The organism is Streptomyces sp. NPDC003034 (assembly GCF_053591375.1).
Genome location: NZ_JBSFTS010000002.1, coordinates 317,384 through 334,386 on the forward strand (window position 1 = coordinate 317,384; position 17,003 = coordinate 334,386).

The following is a 17,003-nucleotide window of genomic DNA, read 5'->3' on the forward strand; positions in this document are numbered from 1 at the left end:
CCGTGCTCCCATGGACCGCACCCTGGCCGCCGACCTCGCCCGGCTCCCCGACCTCCTCGACGCCACCCGCCGCGCCGCCGCCGACGCGCTCGCGACCCTGGACGCGCGCCCCGTCGTACCGCCCGCCGCAACAGCCCCGTACGACCCCCAGCCCCTGCCCGAGACGGCAGCCGGCGCGGAACACGCCCTCGCCGCCTTCCAGGACCGCTGGGCTCCGCGGCTGTCCGCTTCCCCCGGACCCCGCTACCTCGGCTTCGTCACCGGCGGAGCCACCCCCGCCGCCCTCGCCGGCGACTGGCTCACCGCCGTCCACGACCAGAACTCCAACTCCGCTCTCGACGGCGGGGGACAAGACCTCGAACGGGAAACCGTCGGCTGGCTCCGCGAGCTCTTCGGCCTTTCCTCCGCCCACACCGGCACCTTCGTCAGCGGCGCCACCCTGTCCAACACCACCGGCCTCGCCATCGCCCGCGAATGGCTCGGCGAACGACTCGGCGTCTCACCGGCCGAGGACGGCGCGGCGGCTCTGGGCCCCGTCCGCGTCCTCTCCGGCGCCCCGCACTCCTCCATCGGCAAGGCCCTGTCCATCCTCGGCCTCGGCCGGAGCTCCCTCGTCCAAATCCCGACCCTCCCCGGCCGGGAGGCCGTCGACCCCGCCGCCCTCGACCGCGCGCTCGCCGACACGCCCGGACCCGCGGTCGTCGTCGCCAACGCCGGCACCGTCAACACGGTCGACTTCGACGACCTCCGCGCCATCGACGCCCTCAAACGGCGCCACGACTTCTGGCTGCACACCGATGCCGCGTTCGGCGCCTTCGCCGCGCTCTCCCCGGCCCACGCCCACCTCGCCGCCGGACTCGACGCCTCCGACTCACTCTGCGTCGACCTGCACAAATGGCTCAACGTTCCCTACGACAGCGCCGTCCAGTTCACCCGCCGCCGCGACCTCCAGGCCCGCGTGTTCCAGAACTCCGCCGCCTACCTGGGCCCCCTCGGCGACCACCCCGACCTCGTCCACCTCACCCCGGAGAACTCCCACCGCCTGCGCGCCCTCGCCGCCTGGTTCACGCTCCGCGCGTACGGCCGCCAGGGCCACCGGGAGATCGTGGAGCGCGACATCGCCTGCGCCCACGCCCTGGGCGAACAGCTGTCCCAAGGGCCCGAGTTCCGTCTCCTCGCCCCGGTCCGGCTCAACGTCGTCTGCTTCACCCTCGCCTGCGACCCCACCCCGGCCCGCCTGAGCGCCCTGCGCGAGGCCGCGTCCGCCGAGGTCTTCGTCACACCCACCGTCTACGCGGGAACTCCGGCCCTGCGCGCGGCGTTCTCCAACTGGCGTACCACGCAGGCGGATGTACGCCGGGCCGCCGGGGCCCTCCGTACGGCAGCGAAGGGGATCGCGTGAACGGGCAACCGCTGACTCTGCTGGAGGTGGAGGCCCTCGCCCGCGCCGCGCACGAGGGCCAGACGGACAAGGCCGGCCGGCCGTACGCGGAGCACCTCGCGGCCGTGGCCGAGGGTGTCCGCCTCCGCGGCGGCAGCCCCGAACAGCAGGCGGCGGCCTGGCTCCACGACGCGGTGGAGGACGACGCCCTCAGCCTCGCCTGGCTGGATTCGGCCGCCCTCCCGCGGTCGGTGAAGGACATGGTCCTCGCGGTCACCAAGCGCCCGGGCGAGCCGGTGGAGGAGTACGCCGCCCGCATCCTCGCCACCCCGGGCGCCCTGCTGGTCAAGGAGGCCGACCTGGCGCACAACGCCGATCCCGCACGGCTCGCCGTACTGGACGCTCCCACCCGCGAACGGCTGACCGCGAAGTACGCCCATGTCCGCTCCCTGCTGGGCCTCACCGCTCCATGACCCCCGCCGAGGCGCCCGTCCGGCGCCCGTCCCGGGTCCGAAATATGCCCAGCGCACATGGTGGTTGGCGGAAACGGAACGACGTTGATTGGTCACGGAGCGGGTAGCCGGGGCCTGTTGGTGGGAGGATGGCCTGTGGGGGTGTGCGTGGCCGTGCGCCCCGGGCCGACCAGGGGACGACCGAAGGTGTGATCAGTAGTGGCCATTTCGCTGTCAGTGGTGGTTCTGTTGGCGATCATCCTGGTGGTGCTGATCCGTGGCAACCACCTCAAGGCAGGACCCGCCATCGTCGCGGCCCTCTTCGGCTTCTTCCTGGCATCCAGCTCGATCGCGGACGACGTGAACCGATTCCTGAACTCCCTCGCGACCATGATCTCGAACATCAAGCTCTAGGCGCCGTTTCTCGGAATCTCCGCCCGGGCGGCCTCGTCGAGGCCGGGTCCCGGGAACGACTGAGGGCCAGGTCGGAGGAAACTCCTCCGACCTGGCCCTTCAGTACTTACATCAGAGCGGGCGACGGGAATCGAACCCGCGTAGCTAGTTTGGAAGACTAGGGCTCTACCATTGAGCTACGCCCGCAAGCGTGCGCCGCAGATCCTGGGGACCCCGGCACGGACAGCATCCTAGCGGGTCGTGCCCGGCCGTCGCACACCACATGCGTGCCCGCGGGGCGAGCCGTCGCAAAGACCTCGGGAACTGCGCACATCATAGGGTCTCCGGGCATGTACCCTACGTGTCGCACCGACGGGGTGTGGCGCAGCTTGGTAGCGCGTCCGCTTTGGGAGCGGAAGGTCGTCGGTTCGAATCCGGCCACCCCGACCACCAGCACTGTTTCCTTACTGGTTCCCTCCGGGCTCGTTCGAGCCCGTTCGGGCTGCTCCGGGGGTTTGCCGCAAGATCGCGTTGTGGGCTGAATGCCGCTTGCGGTTACTATGCAAGCTGCGTGCCCGTGTGTCTGATGTACCGGGCCGAAGTCCGCTGAACCGCTGAATCACAGCGTGACGGCAGAACCCCCAGCAGTCAGCCACAAGGAGACCGAACCGTGAAGAGCGCCGTGGAGACCCTGAACCCGACTCGGGTTCGGCTCACTGTTGAGGTGCCCTTCGAGGAGCTCAAGGACAGCCTCGACGCGGCCTACAAGAAGATCAACCAGCAGGTCACGGTGAAGGGCTTCCGCAAGGGCAAGATCCCGGCCCGCGTCATCGACCAGCGCTTCGGCCGCGGTGCGGTGCTGGAGGAGGCCGTCAACGACGCCCTCCCGAAGTTCTACACCGAGGCCGTCAACGAGGCGGACCTGAACCCGCTGGGTCAGCCCGAGGTCGACATCACGGAGCTGAAGGACGGCGAGCTGCTGGCCTTCACCGCCGAGGTCGACGTCCGTCCCGAGATCGAGATCCCGGACTACTCCGGCATCGAGGTCGAGGTCGACGCCATCGAGGTCTCCGACGAGGACGTCGAGAAGTCGGTCGAGCAGCTGCGCGGCCGCTTCGCGTCCACCAAGGACGTCGAGCGCGCGGCCGAGGACGGCGACGTCGTGACCATCGACCTCGAAGCCAAGGTCGAGGGCGAGGTGCTGGAGGACGGCGTCGCTTCCGACGTTTCCTACACCATCGGCTCGGGCGAGCTCCTTGAGGGCATCGACGAGGCCGTCAAGGGCCTGGAGGCCGGTGGCGAGGCCACCTTCACCTCCCAGCTGAAGGGCGGCTCCGCCGAGGGCAAGGAAGCCGAGGTCACCGTCAAGGTCACCAAGGTCTCCGCCCGCGAGCTGCCGGAGCTGGACGACGAGTTCGCGCAGATGGCGAGCGAGTTCGACACCCTGGAGGAGCTCAAGGCGGACAGCCGCAAGCGCCTCGAAAGCATGAAGCAGTACGACCAGGCCACGCAGGCCCAGGAGCGCGTCCTGGAGAAGCTGCTGGAGCTGGTCGAGGTCCCGATCCCCGAGAAGCTCCTCGCGGACGAGGTCCAGACCCGCAAGCACAACCTTGAGCACCACCAGCTCGGCCAGATGGGTCTGACCATCGAGAAGTACCTGGAGTTCCAGGGCAAGACGGTCGAGGAGTTCGAGGCCGAGACCGCCGAGCAGGCGATCAAGGGCATCAAGACCCAGTTCGTCCTCGACGCGCTGGTCAACAAGGAGAAGCTGGGCGTCAACCAGGAGGAGCTCACCGAGCACCTCATGCGCCGCGCGCAGTCCTCCGGCATGTCCCCCGACCAGTTCGCCCAGGCGGTCGTCGAGGGCGGCCAGGTCCCGATGCTCGTCGGCGAGGTCGCCCGCGGCAAGGCCCTCGCGGTCGTCGTGGAGGCCGCCAAGGTCGTCGACACCAAGGGTGAGGTCGTGGACCTCTCCGACGACGAGGACGAGGCCGAGGCGGCCGCCGATGCCGCCGAGGTCGTCGAGGCCGCCGCCGAGGGTGACACCGAGGCCGGCGCCGAGGACAAGGCCGACGAGGCCAAGTAACACCCCGGGCCGGGCCCAGCCAAGCCCGGCCAGGCCCACCGAGCAGTGCCCCGAAGGGCCCGTACGCAGCCGCGTCCGGGCCCTTCGGCATGGCGTCCGGCGGGCCGGCGGCGGACCCCGCGAGCTTGCGCTCCGAGCGAACAGTTCCGGAACCGGGATGGCGTTGTCCCACCTGCGCGTTAGGGTCCATGAATACGAGGGCACGGGAGTACCCGGACACCGGCGGACATGTCCGCACCGGACGGGCCGCGCCCCAGAACGAGACGCTGAGACGGCACATGGCCGTCGGAGACGAGCAGGTGGATACGTGACGAATCTGATGCCTTACGCCGCGGGTGAGCCGTCCATCGGTGGCGGCCTCGGCGACCATGTCTACAACCGGCTGCTCGGCGAGCGCATCATCTTCCTCGGGCAGCAGGTCGACGACGACATCGCGAACAAGATCACGGCGCAGCTCCTCCTCCTGGCCGCCGAGCCGGAGAAGGACATCTACCTGTACATCAACAGCCCCGGTGGCTCCGTGACGGCGGGTATGGCCGTTTACGACACCATGCAGTACATCAAGAACGACGTGGTCACCATCGGCATGGGCATGGCGGCCTCCATGGGCCAGTTCCTGCTCACCGGCGGTACGGCGGGCAAGCGCTTCGCGCTGCCGAACACCGACATCCTGATGCACCAGGGCTCCGCCGGTATCGGCGGTACCGCCTCGGACATCAAGATCCAGGCCCAGTACCTGCTGCGCACCAAGCAGCGCATGGCTGAGATCACCGCTCACCACTCGGGCCAGACCGTGGAGGCGATCATCCGCGACGGCGACCGCGACCGCTGGTTCACGGCGGAGGAGGCCAAGGAGTACGGCCTCATCGACGAGATCATCTCCGCCGCGTCCCTGGTCCCGGGCGGCGGCGGCACCGGGGCCTGATCCCGGCGCGCGACCTCTCGTACGCCCGCCCGTACCAGGCAAGCCCCAGCCCGCAGAACGCCACCAGGATGGTGAACACCCAGATGCACATGAACAACCTCTCCCCCGCGAGCGGCCTCTACACGGGCGCGCAGGTGGACAACCGCTACGTCATCCCGCGCTTCGTCGAGCGCACTTCGCAGGGCGTGCGCGAGTACGACCCGTACGCGAAGCTCTTCGAGGAGCGCATCATCTTCCTCGGTGTGCAGATCGACGACGCCTCCGCCAACGACGTCATGGCGCAGCTGCTGTGCCTGGAGTCGATGGACCCGGACCGCGACATCTCCATCTACATCAACAGCCCCGGCGGCTCCTTCACCGCGCTGACGGCGATCTACGACACGATGCAGTTTGTGAAGCCGGACATCTCGACGGTCTGCATGGGCCAGGCGGCCTCCGCCGCCGCGGTCCTGCTCGCCGCCGGCACCCCCGGCAAGCGCATGGCCCTGCCGAACGCCCGCGTGCTGATCCACCAGCCCTCCGGCGGCACCGGCCGGGAGCAGCTCTCCGACCTGGAGATCGCGGCCAACGAGATCCTCCGGATGCGTGACCAGCTGGAGACGATGCTGGCCAAGCACTCCACGACGCCGATCGAGAAGATCCGCGACGACATCGAGCGCGACAAGATCCTCACTGCCGAGGACGCGCTGGCGTACGGCCTGATCGACCAGGTCGTCTCCACCCGCAAGAGCTCGCACTGAACCTTGCCGCCAGTTGGCGTGGCCGCACTGCCGCATTCGGCGATGTGAACCACGTCAAGGGGGCCCCGATCGGGGCCCCCGGCAAGGTACCGTCGGATATGAGGCACCAGGAGCGCTGAACCAGGCGTCTCCCAGGCGAAGGGGAAGCACCTCGTGGCACGCATCGGTGACGGCGGCGACCTGCTCAAGTGCTCGTTCTGCGGGAAGAGCCAGAAGCAGGTGAAGAAGCTCATCGCAGGACCCGGTGTGTACATCTGCGACGAGTGCATCGACCTCTGCAACGAGATCATCGAAGAGGAACTCGCGGAGACCTCGGAGGTCCGGTGGGAGGAACTCCCCAAGCCCCGTGAGATCTACGAGTTCCTGGAGAGCTACGTCGTCGGCCAGGAGCCGGCGAAGAAGGCGCTCTCGGTAGCGGTGTACAACCACTACAAGCGGGTCCAGGCCGGTGAGAACGGCGGCGCGCAGGGCCGTGACGACGCGATCGAGCTCGCGAAGTCGAACATCCTGCTCCTGGGGCCGACCGGTTCGGGCAAGACCCTGCTGGCCCAGACCCTCGCGCGCATGCTCAACGTCCCCTTCGCCATCGCCGACGCGACGGCGCTGACGGAGGCCGGCTATGTCGGCGAGGACGTCGAGAACATCCTGCTCAAGCTGATCCAGGCCGCCGACTACGACGTCAAGAAGGCCGAGACGGGGATCATCTACATCGACGAGATCGACAAGGTGGCCCGCAAGAGCGAGAACCCGTCGATCACGCGCGACGTGAGCGGTGAGGGCGTCCAGCAGGCCCTCCTGAAGATCCTGGAAGGCACGACGGCCTCCGTCCCGCCGCAGGGCGGCCGCAAGCACCCGCACCAGGAGTTCATCCAGATCGACACGACGAACGTGCTCTTCATCGTGGGCGGCGCCTTCGCCGGCCTGGAGAAGATCATCGAGTCGCGTGCGGGCGCCAAGGGCATCGGCTTCGCGGCGACCATCCGCTCGAAGCGCGAGATCGAGGCGAGCAACCAGTTCCAGGAGGTCATGCCGGAGGACCTGGTGAAGTTCGGGATGATCCCCGAGTTCATCGGCCGGCTGCCCGTCATCACCTCCGTGCACAACCTGGACCGCGAGGCGCTGCTCCAGATCCTCATCGAGCCGCGCAACGCCCTGGTCAAGCAGTACCAGCGGCTGTTCGAACTCGACGGTGTCGAGCTGGACTTCGAGCGTGAGGCGCTGGAGGCCATCGCGGACCAGGCGATCCTGCGCCAGACGGGCGCGCGCGGGCTGCGCGCCATCATGGAGGAGGTCCTGATGTCGGTGATGTACGAGGTGCCCTCCCGCAAGGACGTCGCCCGTGTGGTCATCACCGCGGACGTGGTCCGCTCCAACGTCAACCCGACGCTGGTGCCGCGGATCGTCCCCAAGGACCAGGGCCCGCACGAGAAGTCGGCGTAGCGGCAGAGCAGCACGCACAGCGCGAAAAAGGGGGCGCCCCGGCCGACCGGCCGGGGCGCCCCCTTTTCGCGTACGTGGACGCGATCAGGCCTTGGTGCGCCCGGTGTTGTAGAGCTTCGCGGCCAGGGCGGCGACCTCTTCGAGCGTGGCGCTGGGCCCGCCGACCGCGACGGCCAGCGGATCCATGTTGTTGACGGCGGTCAGGGTGGAGTGGTCACCCCAGACGCAGGTCGGGATCAGGATGTCCTTCCCGCCCTTCGGCGAGGACTTGATGCTCGTCGCCTTCAGGACGGCGCACTTCAGTACGTTGCCCTTGAAGTCGGGCGGGGTGATGGGCTTGGGAGTGCCGACCACCTCGTACTTGAGGCCGATCGCCTCGGTTTCCTTGTTGGGCTGGCCGACGCTGGCGAAGTAGCCGTCGACCGACTTCTCCGGGTCGGCGATGTCGCCCCAGAGACCGTTGGCGTTGAGCTGCTTGCCTTTGCCGTCCTTGCCGATCTCGTACTGGACCATCGCGTTGTGCGGGTTCTGCACTCCGAGCGCGTTGGCCTTGGTCTTCTGCTCGCCGGCGGAGGGCGCGTTCGGGTCGGGTGCGCCGGGCAGGGGCGGCTTCTTCTGGTAGCTGTCCACCGTCTCCGGGAAGGCCAGCTTGTAGCCCTTCGTGTCGGCGCCACCGCCGCCGCCCGTACCACCCTGCTGCAGGAAGTACCAGCCGCCGCCCGCGATCACCGCGACCGCCACGACCACGGCGATGACGATGCCGGCCTTCGACTTCTTCGGCGGCATCCCGCCGTAGGGCGGCTGCTGCTGGTAGCCGTACTGCGGGTGCGGGGGCTGCTGCGGGTAGCCGGGCTGCTGGGGGTAGCCCTGCGGAGGGACGCCGGGCGGGCCCTGCTGCGGGTATCCGTAGCGGGGCTGCGGTGCGGGCTGGCCGTAGGGCCCCGGTGGCGGGGGCTGCTGCCCGTACGGTCCGGGCTGCTGCTGCGGCTGCTGCGGCTGCTGTCCGTACGGTCCCGGCTGGTTGTAGCTCATCCCGCGTCCCCCCATGAGGTTGCTTTATACGTTCCACACATCCTGACGGAAGCAGGCGGGGCCGGGGGCGGCGGGCCCCGCGATTACCGGTTTCATGACTGGACTGTTACGGCCCTAAACTGTCGCCCGTGACCGAGAACACGCAGACACCCAGCAGCCCCCACTCCGAACTGCCGACCCAGTACGCGCCGGCCGAGGTAGAGGGGAAGCTCTACGAGCGCTGGGTAGAGCGTGGGTACTTCACGGCGGATCCCGCGAGCGAGAAGCCCCCGTACACCATCGTCATTCCGCCGCCGAACGTCACCGGCTCCCTGCACCTGGGGCACGCCTTCCAGCACACGCTCATGGACGCGCTGACCCGCCGCAAGCGGATGCAGGGCTACGAGGCGCTGTGGCTGCCGGGCATGGACCACGCCGGTATCGCCACCCAGAACAAGGTCGAGCAGCAGCTCGCCGAGGAGGGCAAGTCCCGCCACGACCTGGGCCGTGAGGAGTTCGTCGAGCGGGTCTGGCAGTGGAAGGAAGAGTACGGCGGCAAGATCCTCGGCCAGATGAGGCGGCTGGGTGACGGCGTCGACTGGTCGCGTGAGCGCTTCACCATGGACGAGGGCCTGTCCAGGGCCGTCCAGACCATCTTCAAGAAGCTCTTCGACGACGGGCTCATCTACCGCGCCGAGCGCATCATCAACTGGTGCCCCCGCTGTCTGACGGCCATCTCCGACATCGAGGTGGAGTACCAGGAGGACGCCGGCGAGCTCGTCTCCATCAAGTACGGCGAGGGTGACGACACGCTGGTCGTCGCCACGACCCGCGCCGAGACGATGCTCGGTGACACGGCCGTCGCCGTCCACCCGGACGACGAGCGGTACGCCCACCTCGTCGGCAAGCAGATCAAGCTGCCGCTGACCGACCGGACCATCCCCGTCGTCGCGGACGCGCACGTCGACCCGCAGTTCGGGACCGGCGCCGTCAAGGTGACCCCGGCGCACGACCCGAACGACTTCGCCATCGGGCAGCGGCACGGCCTGCCCAATATGACGATCATGGACGAGCACGGTGTCATCACCGTCCACGGCCCCTTCATCGGCCTGGACCGCTACGAGGCCCGCTCCGCGGTCGTCGGCGCCCTGCGCGAGCAGGGGCGCATCGTCGCCGAGAAGCGCCCGTACCTGCACTCCGTGGGCCACTGCTCACGCTGCCGCACCACCGTCGAGCCCCGGCTGTCCCTCCAGTGGTGGGTCAAGGTCGAGACGCTGGCCAAGGCCGCCGGTGACGCCGTGCGCGACGGCCGGGTCGCGATCCACCCCGAGGACATGTCGAAGCGGTACTTCGACTGGGTCGACAACCTCAACGACTGGTGCATCTCGCGCCAGCTGTGGTGGGGCCACCGGATCCCGGTCTGGTACGGCCCGAACGGCGAGGTCGTCTGCGTCGGACCCGACGACGCGGCGCCGACGGGCGAGGGCTGGACCCAGGACACGGACGTCCTGGACACCTGGTTCTCCTCCGGCCTGTGGCCCTTCTCGACGCTGGGCTGGCCGGAGAAGACCCCGGACCTGGAGAAGTTCTACTCCACCGACGTCCTGGTGACCGGTCACGACATCATCTTCTTCTGGGTCGCCCGGATGATGATGTTCGGCCTGTACGCCATGGACGGCGAGCCGCCCTTCAAGACGATCGCGCTGACGGGCCTGGTCCGCGACGAGCGCGGCAAGAAGATGTCGAAGTCCTTCGGCAACGTCGTCGACCCGCTGGACTGGATGGACAAGTACGGCTCCGACGCCGTCCGCTTCACCCTGGCCAAGGGCGCCAACCCCGGCACCGACGTCCCGATCGGCGAGGACTGGGTCCAGGCGTCCAGCAAGTTCGCCAACAAGATCTGGAACGCCACCCGCTTCGCGCTGATGAACGGCGCCACCATCGAGGGCGAGCTGCCGGCCCCCGAGCAGCTGTCCGCGACCGACCGCTGGATCCTGTCCCGTCTCAACACGACGGTCGCGCAGGTCGACGCGTACTACGACGACTTCCAGTTCTCGAAGCTCAGCGAGGCGCTCTACCACTTCGCGTGGGACGAGGTCTTCGACTGGTACGTCGAGCTGTCGAAGACGACCTTCTTCGCGGGCGGCGAGCCGGCGAAGGCCTCCGCCCGGGTCCTCGGCGAGGTCCTCGACGTCATGCTGCGCCTGCTGCACCCGGTGGTCCCGTTCGTCACGGAGACCCTGTGGACCACGCTGACCGGCGGCGAGTCCCTCGTGGTCGCCGACTGGCCCAAGGACAGCCGCTTCCGCGACGCGGCCGCCGAGGCCGAGATCGAGGGCGTCCAGGCGCTCGTCCGGGAGGTCCGGCGGTTCCGCAAGGAACAGGGCCTCGACGACAAGCAGAAGGTCCCGGCCCGCCTGGACCTGTCCGCCACCACGCTGGCTGCCCACGAGGCCGCCATCCGCCAGGTGCTGCGCCTCCAGCCGGAGGGCGACTCCTTCAGCGCCACCGCCACCCTTCCGGTGGGCGGCGCCACGGTCGCGCTGGACCTGTCGGGCACCATCGACGTGGCCGCCGAGCGCAAGCGCCTCACCAAGGACCTCGGCGCCGCCGAGAAGGAGAAGCAGCAGGCCGAGGCGAAGCTCGGGAACGAGGCCTTCCTGGCGAAGGCCCCCGACAACGTCGTCGACAAGATCAAGGGCCGCCTGGCCAAGGCCGAGGCGGACATCGTCCGGCTCCGTGCCCAGCTGGACGGGCTGCCCTCCGCCTAGGCCCCTGTCCGCAGCGCCACGCGGCGTACGGCGCGCGCGTGAAGTCCCCCACACCGTCGGCCGGTGCGGGGGACTTCGCCGTTCCGCCGCATGGTCGTATCACGCGCGTACGGCCGTGTACGCGCCGTCGCGATGGTCCGGCCGTCGGCTGCGCCCCGGGGCTTCGAACCGCCCGGGTCGGAAGTGCTGTGGGTCCGCGTCCGTAGACTGGGTGCGTGAGTGAGCAGCAGCCCGAGAGCCACGGCCCCTTCGACGAGTTCGACCGGATCGTCGCGGAAGAGTCCGACCGCGATCCCGACCTGGCGGTGATCGAGGCCGGCAGCCGTACCCTGCGCGCCCAGGCCGGATCACCCCAGGGCGGGCCGGTACCCGCCCCGCCCACCGACCCGGAGGTCGCGAAGGCACTGCTGGAGGTGGAGCAGGAGCTCGCCGGCCGCTGGGGCGAGACCAAGCTGGAGCCGTCGGTGTCGCGCATCGCGGCGCTGATGGACGTGCTCGGCGAGCCGCAGCGCGCGTACCCCTCCATCCACATCACCGGCACCAACGGCAAGACGAGCACGGCCCGCATGATCGAGGCCCTGCTGAACGCCTTCGAGCTGCGCACCGGCCGCTACACCAGCCCGCACGTGCAGTCGATCACCGAGCGGATCAGTCTCGACGGGGCGCCGATCACCGCCGAGCGTTTCGTGGAGACGTACCACGACATCAAGCCGTACGTGGAGATGGTCGACGCCGCCGAGGAGTACCGGCTGTCGTTCTTCGAGGTCCTCACCGGGATGGCGTACGCGGCCTTCGCGGACGCCCCGGTCGACGCGGCCGTCGTCGAGGTCGGCATGGGCGGCAGCTGGGACGCGACCAACGTCATCGACGGCTCGGTCGCCGTGGTCACCCCCATCAGCCTCGACCACACCGACCGGCTCGGCTCCACGCCCGCCGCGATCGCCCAGGAGAAGGGCGGCATCATCAAGCAGGGCGCCACCGTGATCCTGGCCCAGCAGCCGGTGGACGCGGCGCAGGTCCTGCTGAAGAGGGCCGTCGAGGTCGACGCGACGGTCGCCCGCGAGGGCATGGAGTTCGGCGTCGTCTCGCGCGAGGTCGCCGTCGGCGGGCAGCAGCTGACCCTGCGCGGCGTGGGCGGGGAGTACGACGGCATCTTCCTGCCGCTGTACGGGGCGCACATGGCGAACAACGCGGCGGTGGCGCTGGCCGCGGTCGAGGCCTTCTTCGGCATCGGCCAGGAACACGCGCGGGTCCTGGACGCGGACACCGTGCGCAAGGCCTTCGCCTCGGTGACCTCGCCCGGCCGCATGGAGGTCGTGCGGCGCAGTCCGACGGTGGTCCTGGACGCGGCGCACAATCCGGCGGGTGCGGCGGCCGCCGCGGAGGCGATCACCGAGTCGTTCGGCTTCAGCCGCCTGATCGGGGTGGTGGGCGCGAGCGACGGCAAGGACGTCCGCGGCGTGTTCGAGGCGTTCGAGCCGATCTTCGCCGAGGTGGTGGTGACGGAGAACTCCAGCCACCGGGCGATGAGCGCGGACGACCTGGCGGCCATCGCGGTCGAGGTCTTCGGTACGGACCGGGTGCAGGTGGAGCCACGGCTGGACGACGCCCTGGAGGCGGCGATCACGCTGGCGGAGGAAGAAGCGGAATACGGAGGGGCCGGGGTGCTGGTGACCGGTTCCGTGATCACGGTGGGCGAGGCCCGCCTGCTGCTGAAGAGGGGCTGAGGGATGCGCACGCTGTGTGCTTCGACGCTGATCGGCGAGTTCTTCGTGATCGGCTTCGCCGGACTGGTGGCCATGAAGAACCCGGACCTGACCCAGGGTGAGGTCTGGACGGTGTGCGGTGTCGCGATGCTGCTGTCGGTGCTGCTGTGCGGGATGCTCTCGCGTCCCGGTGCGGTCCAGCTGGGCTGGGCGCTGCAGATCGGGCTGGTCCTGAGCGGCTTCGTCGTTCCGACGATGTTCTTCCTCGGCGCCGTCTTCGCCGGCCTGTGGTGGTGCTCGGTGCACTACGGCCGCAAGGTCGACACCATCAAGGCCCGCTGGGCGGCCGCGCAGGGCGAGGCCCAGGCCTGAGCCGGTGCGGCCTGCCGGGCCTGAGCCGGTGCGGCCTGCCGGGCCGGGGTGCCAGCCGCCGGCGCGCCGCGGTGGTGGTGCGGGGTCCGCGCGTCGGCTTTCCGCTGCCCCTGTAGCCTCGGGTAACCGCACCCGTATGCCGCAAGGAGTTACAACATGACCCAGCGCACGCTCGTCCTGCTCAAGCCGGACGCGGTCAGGCGTGGCCTGGTGGGCGAGATCATCGGCCGCTTCGAGCGTAAGGCCGGCTGGAGCATTCCCGCGCTGGAGCTGCGCACGCTCGACCGGAACATTCTGGAGCAGCACTACGCCGAGCACGTCGGCCGCCCGTTCTACGAGCCGCTCATGGGCTTCATGTCCAGCGGTCCCGTCGTCGCCCTGGTCGTCGAAGGGGAACGCGTCATCGAGGGTGTCCGCCAGCTGGCCGGACCCACCGACCCGATCGCCGCCGCGCCCGGCTCCATCCGGGGGGACTTCGGCACCATCACCCGGGAGAACCTGATCCACGCCTCGGATTCCGAGGAGTCCGCCGAGCGTGAACTGAAGCTCTTCTTCCCGGCTCTCTGAGCAGCTGTTTCTGACACCGCATAAGCCAAATAGCGCTCACGGCCTGGGGCGACCGAAGTAATTTCGGTCGCCCTCAGGTATGACCGGGCCACGCCGGGAACGCATCGACAGGACACGACGTCACCACTATTGGGGGCGGGTATCCGATCCGGCGGGATTGCCGGAGTCCCGTCGCGCGATGTCCGTACGTGCGGCACTACGATGGGGCCTCCACCCACACACCCACCTCGCCGACCTGACAGCAGCCGCTATCAAGTGGAAGGCCAGACGCTCCTCATGGGGAACAAGGGGAACAACATGTCGTTCATCGGCCGTGACATGGCGATCGACCTCGGGACCGCCAACACGCTGGTGTACGTGAGGGGCCGGGGGATCGTCCTGAACGAGCCGTCCGTGGTCGCCATCAACACGAACACCGGCGGCATCCTGGCGGTCGGCTCGGAGGCGAAGAAGATGATCGGGCGCACGCCCGGCAACATCGTCGCCGTACGGCCCCTCAAGGACGGCGTCATCGCCGACTTCGAGATCACCGAGCGTATGCTCCGGTACTTCATCCTCAAGATCCACAAGCGCCGCTACCTGGCCCGTCCGCGCGTTGTCGTCTGCGTGCCCTCCGGCATCACGGGAGTCGAGCGCCGCGCCGTCATCGAGGCCTCCACGCAGGCCGGTGCCCGTCAGGTGCACATCATCGAGGAGCCCATGGCCGCCGCCATCGGCGCGGGCCTGCCCGTCCACGAGGCCACCGGGAACATGGTCGTGGACATCGGCGGCGGCACCACCGAGGTCGCCGTCATCTCCCTCGGCGGAATCGTCACGGCACAGTCCATCCGGGTGGCCGGTGACGAGCTCGACAACGCGATCATCCAGCACATCAAGAAGGAGTACTCGCTCCTCCTCGGCGAGCGCACCGCCGAGCAGATCAAGATCACCATCGGGTCGGCGTACGACCTCGACAAGGACGAGCACACCGAGATCCGCGGCCGCGACCTGGTCTCCGGGCTGCCCAAGACCGTGGTCATCTCGGCCGCCGAGGTCCGCAAGGCCATCGAGGAGCCGGTCAACGCCATCGTCGACGCGGTCAAGACCACGCTCGACAAGTGCCCGCCGGAGCTCTCCGGCGACATCATGGACCGCGGCATCGTCCTGACCGGCGGCGGCGCCCTGCTGCGCGGCCTGGACGAGCGGCTGCGCCGTGAGACGGGCATGCCGATCCACATCGCCGAGGACCCGCTCGACTCCGTCGCGCTCGGATCGGGCAAGTGCGTCGAGGAGTTCGAGGCGCTCCAGCAGGTGCTGGACGCGCAGCCCCGCCGCTGAACCCGGGCGTCGACACGCCCCTCGCTGCCCGAGGGGCCAAGCGGAACACAAGGATCCGCCGTACGGGTGCTGCCGGGCCCGTGCGGCGGATCGTTGATATACAGGCAGAGTCCGGTGCGAGCCCCGGTTCCACCGGAGCGGCTTCGCCGCACGAGTATCTACGAGGAAGGCACGGCCGCCGCACGTGAGGGACACACGAGAAAGCCGGCTGCTCCTGGTGCTTCTGATCGCCACCGCGTTCGCATTGATCACGGTGGACATCAGGGCGGGCGAGGAGTCACCGGTCGACGGTGCCCGACAGGCCGCCGCAGCGGTCTTCGGCCCGGTCGAGAGGGGCGTGGCAACCGCGGTCGACCCGGTGGCCCACGCCATAGGCGCCGTACGGGATTCCGGCGAGCGTCACAACCGCATCGCCCTGCTGGAGCGCGAGAACGCGGCGCTGAAGGCCCGGCTGGGCAGCGAGGACCAGACCCGCAGCCGGATCCGCGAGCTCGACGAGATGCTCAAGCGGGCCGGCGCCGGACAGTACGGAATCAAGGGCGCCGAGGTCATCGCGATAGGAGCGGCCCAGGGCTTCTCATGGACCGTCACCATCGACGCCGGCAGCAAGGACGGCATCGAGCGCGACATGACCGTCCTCAACGGCGACGGACTCGTCGGCAGGGTCAGCACCGTGGGCCCCGACACCGCCACCGTCGTGCTCGCCAACGATCCCGACTTCACGGTCGGTACCCGCCTGGAGAAGACCGGCGAGCTCGGCTTCGCCACCGGCCAGGGCGACCGCGCGCTCTCCGTCCAGATGCTCAACGGCAAGGCCAAGATCGGCCCCGGCGACCGGCTCGTCACCTTCGGCTCGCGCGGCAACAAGCCGTTCGTGCCCGGCGTGCCGATCGGTGAGGTCGTCAAGGTCGACCCCTCGCGCGGAGACCTGACCCGCACGGTCTGGGTGCGTCCGTACGTGGGATTCTCGCGCCTGGACATCGTCGGGGTGGTCGTGATGCCGCCGCGCGAGGATCCGCGCGACGCCGTCCTGCCCCCCAAGCCCGAGGCACCCAAGCCCATCCCGACCGTCACCGTCACGGTCACCCCGTCCGCCAGTGCATCCGGCAAGCCGGCCGACGAGTAGGAGCTGACCGCCATGCCCTTCAACCGCATCCTGCTCTCGGCCACGCTGATCGTGGTCGCCCTCGTCGTCCAGGTCAGCGTGCTGGGACGGCTTCAACTGCCCGGCGCCGTCCCCGACCTGCTGCTGCTCACCGTCGTCGCCCTCGCCCTCGTGTACGGGCACCTCAGCGGGGCGCTCATCGGCTTCGCCGCCGGGCTCCTCGCCGACCTCGCCCCGCCCGCCGACCACGCCGCCGGACGGTACGCGCTCGTCCTGTGCGTCATCGGCTACGCGGCCGGGCTGGTGCGCCCCGACAGCGGAAGGTTCCGCTCCGCCTGGGGCCCGATGCTCACCGTCGTCGCCGCCGCGGTCGGCTCCACCCTGCTGTACGCGGGGGTCGGCGCCCTCGTCGGCGACACGGCCGCCCGCCATGTCGGCCTGACCGGGCTCCTGTTCACCGCCACGCTCTACGACCTGCTGCTCGCGCCCTTCACCGTGCCGTTCATCATGGCGCTGGCCCGGCGCGCCGAGGGCGATCCGATGGCCGTCGAAGCGGGCGGCGGCATGCCCCAGGGCAACGACGTCTCCTCCGGCTGGCTGGCCGGCGGCACGGGGCTGCGGATCGGCAGCCAGCGCGGCGGCCTGCGGCTGAGGGCCGCGCGCGGCCGCGCCAACCGGGCCGTCCGCATAAAGGGCGTCAAGGGTGTGAAGAGCGTCAAGAAGCTGTGAGGGAGGAG

Annotated in this window: 15 protein-coding genes and 2 tRNA genes; 15 read left to right on the forward strand and 2 right to left on the reverse strand. The window is 69.5% G+C overall.

Going from position 1 to position 17,003, the window contains the following annotated elements; genetic code table 11:
• The first annotated feature begins 10 nt into the window (after positions 1 to 10).
• From ACWDX7_RS03785 to ACWDX7_RS03795, 3 genes are all read left to right on the forward strand, one after another.
• On the forward strand, positions 11 to 1,402 hold the full coding sequence (locus tag ACWDX7_RS03785) for a pyridoxal phosphate-dependent decarboxylase family protein (RefSeq protein WP_451489335.1): 1,392 nt from the start codon (positions 11 to 13) through the stop codon (positions 1,400 to 1,402).
• Entirely contained in the window at positions 1,399 to 1,854 is a 456-nt protein-coding gene (locus tag ACWDX7_RS03790) for an HD domain-containing protein (protein ID WP_451489334.1), read from the forward strand. Before ACWDX7_RS03785 ends, ACWDX7_RS03790 begins: the two co-directional genes overlap by 4 nt.
• Positions 1,855 to 2,052: 198 nt before the next feature.
• Positions 2,053 to 2,247, forward strand: coding sequence for a hypothetical protein (locus tag ACWDX7_RS03795; RefSeq protein WP_355406793.1), 195 nt, complete (start codon positions 2,053 to 2,055; stop codon positions 2,245 to 2,247).
• 115 nt (positions 2,248 to 2,362) lie between these two features.
• Here ACWDX7_RS03795 and ACWDX7_RS03800 read toward each other — a convergent pair.
• Positions 2,363 to 2,433 (reverse strand) — tRNA-Gly (locus ACWDX7_RS03800).
• A 166-nt stretch (positions 2,434 to 2,599) separates the two neighbouring features.
• Between ACWDX7_RS03800 and ACWDX7_RS03805 the strand changes: the two genes are divergently transcribed.
• The 5 genes from ACWDX7_RS03805 (at position 2,600) to clpX (ending at position 7,417) form a co-directional block, all read left to right on the forward strand.
• Positions 2,600 to 2,676: transfer RNA gene (locus tag ACWDX7_RS03805), tRNA-Pro, on the forward strand.
• 220 nt (positions 2,677 to 2,896) lie between these two features.
• Positions 2,897 to 4,312 (forward strand): trigger factor, encoded by a 1,416-nt coding sequence (gene tig, locus ACWDX7_RS03810; protein WP_451489333.1) that lies wholly within the window; start codon positions 2,897 to 2,899, stop codon positions 4,310 to 4,312.
• 307 nt (positions 4,313 to 4,619) lie between these two features.
• Complete coding sequence (locus ACWDX7_RS03815; RefSeq protein ID WP_451489332.1) at positions 4,620 to 5,237, forward strand: ATP-dependent Clp protease proteolytic subunit; 618 nt, start codon at positions 4,620 to 4,622, stop codon at positions 5,235 to 5,237.
• Between the two features lie 68 nt (positions 5,238 to 5,305).
• On the forward strand, positions 5,306 to 5,977 hold the full coding sequence (locus ACWDX7_RS03820; protein ID WP_328925722.1) for an ATP-dependent Clp protease proteolytic subunit: 672 nt from the start codon (positions 5,306 to 5,308) through the stop codon (positions 5,975 to 5,977).
• 153 nt (positions 5,978 to 6,130) lie between these two features.
• On the forward strand, positions 6,131 to 7,417 hold the full coding sequence (clpX, locus tag ACWDX7_RS03825; RefSeq protein ID WP_361310959.1) for an ATP-dependent Clp protease ATP-binding subunit ClpX: 1,287 nt from the start codon (positions 6,131 to 6,133) through the stop codon (positions 7,415 to 7,417).
• 84 nt (positions 7,418 to 7,501) lie between these two features.
• On the opposite strand, the gene ACWDX7_RS03830 is transcribed toward clpX, so the two are convergent.
• Positions 7,502 to 8,449 carry a hypothetical protein gene (locus ACWDX7_RS03830; RefSeq protein WP_451489331.1) on the reverse strand — a complete coding sequence of 316 codons (948 nt, stop codon included), beginning with the start codon at positions 8,447 to 8,449 and terminating at the stop codon, positions 7,502 to 7,504.
• A gap of 128 nt (positions 8,450 to 8,577) precedes the next feature.
• Here ACWDX7_RS03830 and ACWDX7_RS03835 point away from each other — a divergent pair, with 128 nt between their 5' ends.
• The 7 genes from ACWDX7_RS03835 to mreD all read left to right on the forward strand — a co-directional run bounded on the left by ACWDX7_RS03835 (position 8,578) and on the right by mreD (position 16,995).
• Positions 8,578 to 11,199 carry a valine--tRNA ligase gene (locus ACWDX7_RS03835; protein WP_451489330.1) on the forward strand — a complete coding sequence of 874 codons (2,622 nt, stop codon included), beginning with the start codon at positions 8,578 to 8,580 and terminating at the stop codon, positions 11,197 to 11,199.
• A gap of 215 nt (positions 11,200 to 11,414) precedes the next feature.
• A complete protein-coding gene (gene folC / locus ACWDX7_RS03840; RefSeq protein WP_451489329.1) occupies positions 11,415 to 12,926 on the forward strand; it encodes a bifunctional tetrahydrofolate synthase/dihydrofolate synthase in 1,512 nt (503 codons plus the stop codon).
• Between the two features lie 3 nt (positions 12,927 to 12,929).
• Positions 12,930 to 13,277, forward strand: coding sequence for a DUF4233 domain-containing protein (locus ACWDX7_RS03845; protein WP_451489328.1), 348 nt, complete (start codon positions 12,930 to 12,932; stop codon positions 13,275 to 13,277).
• Positions 13,278 to 13,433: 156 nt separating this feature from the next.
• Entirely contained in the window at positions 13,434 to 13,844 is a 411-nt protein-coding gene (gene ndk / locus ACWDX7_RS03850) for a nucleoside-diphosphate kinase (RefSeq protein ID WP_451489327.1), read from the forward strand.
• A gap of 297 nt (positions 13,845 to 14,141) precedes the next feature.
• Positions 14,142 to 15,161 carry a rod shape-determining protein gene (locus ACWDX7_RS03855; RefSeq protein ID WP_069923827.1) on the forward strand — a complete coding sequence of 340 codons (1,020 nt, stop codon included), beginning with the start codon at positions 14,142 to 14,144 and terminating at the stop codon, positions 15,159 to 15,161.
• Between the two features lie 184 nt (positions 15,162 to 15,345).
• Positions 15,346 to 16,287: a rod shape-determining protein MreC gene (gene mreC / locus ACWDX7_RS03860; protein WP_451489326.1), complete on the forward strand. Its 942-nt coding sequence runs from the start codon at positions 15,346 to 15,348 to the stop codon at positions 16,285 to 16,287.
• 12 nt (positions 16,288 to 16,299) lie between these two features.
• Positions 16,300 to 16,995 (forward strand): rod shape-determining protein MreD, encoded by a 696-nt coding sequence (gene mreD / locus ACWDX7_RS03865; protein ID WP_451489325.1) that lies wholly within the window; start codon positions 16,300 to 16,302, stop codon positions 16,993 to 16,995.
• Positions 16,996 to 17,003: the final 8 nt, after the last annotated feature.

Coding starts and splice junctions, on each gene's coding strand:
- ACWDX7_RS03785 (WP_451489335.1), top strand. CDS start 11: ATGGACCGCACCCTGGCCGCCGACCTCGCCCGGCTCCCCGACCTCCTC.
- ACWDX7_RS03820 (WP_328925722.1), top strand. CDS start 5,306: ATGGTGAACACCCAGATGCACATGAACAACCTCTCCCCCGCGAGCGGC.
- ACWDX7_RS03830 (WP_451489331.1), bottom strand. CDS start 8,449: ATGAGCTACAACCAGCCGGGACCGTACGGACAGCAGCCGCAGCAGCCG.
- ACWDX7_RS03845 (WP_451489328.1), top strand. CDS start 12,930: ATGCGCACGCTGTGTGCTTCGACGCTGATCGGCGAGTTCTTCGTGATC.
- ndk (WP_451489327.1), top strand. CDS start 13,434: ATGACCCAGCGCACGCTCGTCCTGCTCAAGCCGGACGCGGTCAGGCGT.
- ACWDX7_RS03855 (WP_069923827.1), top strand. CDS start 14,142: ATGTCGTTCATCGGCCGTGACATGGCGATCGACCTCGGGACCGCCAAC.
- mreD (WP_451489325.1), top strand. CDS start 16,300: ATGCCCTTCAACCGCATCCTGCTCTCGGCCACGCTGATCGTGGTCGCC.